The organism is Nonomuraea sp. NPDC005501, from assembly GCF_040605905.1.
In the GTDB taxonomy this organism is placed as follows: Bacteria; Actinomycetota; Actinomycetes; order Streptosporangiales; family Streptosporangiaceae; genus Nonomuraea.
Window position 1 is genome coordinate 1 of record NZ_JBEXDT010000206.1, and the last position, 3,492, is coordinate 3,492.

6 protein-coding genes are annotated in these 3,492 nt (G+C 71.1%); 4 read left to right on the forward strand and 2 right to left on the reverse strand.

Annotated features, from left to right (window positions below):
- The first annotated feature begins 60 nt into the window (after positions 1-60).
- The 3 genes from ABZS51_RS42475 (at position 61) to ABZS51_RS42485 (ending at position 1,526) form a co-directional block, all read left to right on the forward strand.
- Complete coding sequence (locus ABZS51_RS42475; RefSeq protein ID WP_355453965.1) at positions 61-456, forward strand: MmcQ/YjbR family DNA-binding protein; 396 nt, start codon at positions 61-63, stop codon at positions 454-456.
- Complete coding sequence (locus ABZS51_RS42480; RefSeq protein ID WP_355453968.1) at positions 453-824, forward strand: MmcQ/YjbR family DNA-binding protein; 372 nt, start codon at positions 453-455, stop codon at positions 822-824. Before ABZS51_RS42475 ends, ABZS51_RS42480 begins: the two co-directional genes overlap by 4 nt.
- A 264-nt stretch (positions 825-1,088) precedes the next feature.
- Positions 1,089-1,526, forward strand: coding sequence for an NUDIX hydrolase (locus ABZS51_RS42485; RefSeq protein WP_355453971.1), 438 nt, complete (start codon positions 1,089-1,091; stop codon positions 1,524-1,526).
- 194 nt (positions 1,527-1,720) lie between these two features.
- Here ABZS51_RS42485 and ABZS51_RS42490 read toward each other — a convergent pair whose 3' ends face one another.
- Positions 1,721-2,356, reverse strand: a complete 636-nt coding sequence (locus tag ABZS51_RS42490) for a transcriptional regulator (protein WP_355453974.1) — start codon at positions 2,354-2,356, stop codon at positions 1,721-1,723.
- Positions 2,353-2,748, reverse strand: coding sequence for a DNA-binding protein (locus ABZS51_RS42495; RefSeq protein WP_355453977.1), 396 nt, complete (start codon positions 2,746-2,748; stop codon positions 2,353-2,355). The genes ABZS51_RS42490 and ABZS51_RS42495 overlap by 4 nt, the downstream gene beginning before the upstream one ends.
- A 57-nt stretch (positions 2,749-2,805) precedes the next feature.
- On the opposite strand from ABZS51_RS42495, the gene ABZS51_RS42500 reads away from it, so the two are divergent.
- On the forward strand, positions 2,806-3,492 hold a 687-nt coding region (locus ABZS51_RS42500), incomplete at its 3' end, for a PEP/pyruvate-binding domain-containing protein (RefSeq protein ID WP_355453980.1).

Genomic DNA, 3,492 nt, shown 5'->3' on the forward strand with positions numbered 1-3,492 from the left:
GTGCACCCTCCGCGTCCTTCGATGCCACAGTCCGTCACCACCTGAGGAAGGCAACGCCCCATGAACGGATCGGCCCTGCACAAGACCGCCGCCGACTGCGCCGAGGAACTTCCCGGTGCCCGGCTGGAGCACCCCTTCGGCCCCGACTGGGAGGTCTTCAAGGTGCGCGGCAAGGTGTTCATGCTGATGACCGAAGTCCCGGGGCGGCCTGTCGTGATCCTCAAGGCGGACCCCGGCGAGGCCGACGCCCTGCGGGAGCAGTACAGCCATATCACCCCCGGCTATCACATGAACAAAAGGCACTGGATCACCGTGGAGGGCGGAGAAGGCGTCGACAAGGAGCTCGTGAGGGAGCTCGTCACCGAGTCCTACCGGCTCGTCGTCGCCCACCTGCCCAAGGCCGAGCGGCCTGTCGACCCGCGCACCTACGGCATCGGCACGCGGGCGGCCCGGTGAGCGCGGCCGGTGACCGGCTCCAGGACACCGCCCGCCAGGCGGCCCTGGCCCTGGCCGACGTCAGCCACGGCTACCCCTTCACCTCGGGCCTCGACGTGTACAAGGTCGCGGGCAAGGTGTTCCTGATCGTCACCGACGACCCGGACGAACAGATCATCACGGTCAAGTGCGAACCCGAACACGCCCGCACGCTGGAACGCGGCTACGCCTCGATCACACCGGGCCGCTACCTCGACAAACGCCACCGGATCTCACTGGGGCCGGGACCCGGTGTCACCGAGCGGCTGATCACCGACGCGGTCGAGGATTCCTACGACCTGGTCGCCGGGCGGCTGCCCCGACGCGACCGCCCCAGTCGTACGCGATAACCGGACGAGGTCCGCTCGGCGGGCAGCAGTACGTGTCCGATCTCGGCGCGCTCGGCTGGCGGCGTGTCGTGGACCAGACGCGGCCTCAGCGCTCGCGGTTCGGCCCCGAGGAAATGCGGCAGTGGTACGTCGACCGTGCCCGCGGAGCTGCTCACCAGATGGTCGTCGGTGCGCCGGAACGCGATCGAGCGGGTGATGCGGAAGCCACTCGTCGGGCAGACAGCGCCCCCCAGGAGGCCGGGATGCCTGCGGTACGTTGCGGGGGTGCTGAAGGTACGCGTCACCGGCGTCCTCATCGAAGACGAGCGGATTCTGCTGCTGGACCAGGACACCGACACCGGCCGCTCCTGGTCCTTGCCCGGCGGGAAGGTCGAGCACGGCGAGCCGCTCAGCCAGGCGCTGGCGCGGGAGATGAGGGAGGAGACCGGCATCGAGGTGGACGCCGGCCGGCTGCTGTACGTGTGCGATCACCTGCCTGGCGGCGACACCCACGTTGTTCACATCACCTTCGAGGCGACGCGGACCGGCGGCAGCCTCGGTGCCGTCGACGGCGCGGACACCAGACTGATCCGGGGCGTGCGCTTCGTGCCCATCAGCGACCTGCCGTCGCTGGGATTCAGCCGCCGCTTCACCGAGCTCGCCCAGGCCGGATTCCCCGGAGCCGGCTCGTACATGGGCGCCAAGTCCAACATCGGGCTGTGAGCCGAGCAGCTCAAGAGCGCCGACAAGGAGCGCCGCTCGGCCGTGCCGCCAGGACGAATGCGGTCGCATGCTGCTCGTCGTGGAGGGTCGGATGCTGCTGGCGGGCGACCGTCCAGAACGGGCCCTGCCGGCCCGGCGATGGGCAGGTGGCGGGCCAGAGGGCCGTCGGGTCCGAGGGGCGGGGGAGTGTGGGGTCAGGGTTGCGTGTGGCGGTCCAGGCCGAGCGTGGCGATGAGGTCCTCGTGGAGCTCGAACCAGACGCGATGGCAGGAGTCGACGTCGGTGCGGTCCACCCAGGCGCTCTCCCCGGCTCGGGCGCGCGCCAGAGCTGCGCTGAAGCGTGTGTCGTAGCCGCGGAACCGTGTGAGGACGCCCCCGAGCCGGTCCGCGAGTGGCCCGAGCGCGTGGTCGATGCCGGTGAGCTCGTGGAGTACTCCGGCGTCCCAGACGGGGTCGGAGTGGTCGTTGACGGCGAGCCGATCTCCGGCGGTGGGCCGGAGTTGCCAGTCGGTGCAGGCTCGTAGCAGCAGCGCGTTCAGCGGGAGGAACGCGCGGTAGGCGTCAAGGACCTCGTCGGCGCCGCCGGCGCGGGCGAGCTCGGCCGCGAGCCGGCGCTCGTCCTCCGCCCGGCCCCGTTCGGTCAGCGACCAGCCTGCGGTGCCGGCGAAGGCGGTGTGCTCGACCCAGCCACGTGCTTCGGCGTCGAGCAGCACCTCTCTCGTCTCGGCCGGGTCGAGGCCGTACCGCTGAGCGATCACCGGGGTGTCCGCGAACCCGGTGATGCGGACGGCGTGCAGGGCCAGGAGGTCGGGCGGAGAGTCCTGCGTCACGAGTCGGCGTCCTGCCGTGCCGTCAGGCGGTTGTAGTGCTGCTGGCACGCCTGCGGGGAGTTGAACCCCATCGCCTGCGCCATCTGGGCCCAGGTCAGTCCCGCGCTCCGGGCTATGAACAGCAGGGCGGATTCGAGTCCTTCGACCTCGGCGCGTGCGGCGGGCAGGAGGGTGAGCGTGCTCAGGATGTCCTCCGGGTCCAGGTCGGCGTGGCGCCAGACGGCGAAGTGCGCGAGGTCGACCGCCGTCGGCGGGGCGGGCGGGGGTCGCCACGGACGGGCGTCGAGCGCGTCCGCGCCCAGGCCCAGAAGACGCTGATGCGCCTCGTGCTCACGCCGGGCCCGGATGTGGTCGGCCTGCGCCGGGTGAGCGAGGTCCTGCTTGCGTGACATGCCACCTACGATCCATACTCAACAAAATATTGTCAATAATTTATTGAAAGGCCGAGGATGATCCTACCCCTCAGGGCGGCTGTCGCCGATACCTGCGGAGGCAAGGCCGGCGCACTGGGCGCGCTGCTCCGCGCGGGCCTGCCGGTTCCCGACGGCTTCGTCGTCTCGTTCTCCGCCTACCTCGCCGCCGTCCGCGACCTGGACCTCGGACGGTTCGCCGGCGAGCTGGACGGTCTTGACGCCGTGCGGCAGGGGATCGAGACCCGCCCCCTCCACGCCGACGTGATCGACGCGCTGGGACGCGCACTCGACGGGCTCGGCGACCCGCCTGTGGCGGTGAGATCATCGGCGTCGAACGAGGACACCGGTCAGGCATCGGCGGCCGGTCAGCACGAGAGCTTCCTCGCCGTCCACGGGGCCGGCGAGGTCGCCGACGCCGTACGCGCCTGCTGGGCCTCGCTGTTCTCTCCACGTGCCATCGGCTACCGGGCCGTCTCCGGCCGCGACGAGCGGCCGTCCGACGATCCTGCGATGGCCGTCATCGTCCAGCGCCATCTGGACGCCGAGGTGTCCGGGGTCATGTTCACACCCGCGGGCCCGGACGACGCGACCCGGATCGAGGCGTCGTGGGGCCTGGGCCCCACCGTCGTCGGGGGCACGGTCACCCCCGACACCTACCGCGTCGCCGGCGACGGGTCGGTCACACGCACCGTCGCCGACAAACCGGCCCGCCTCGACCGGCGC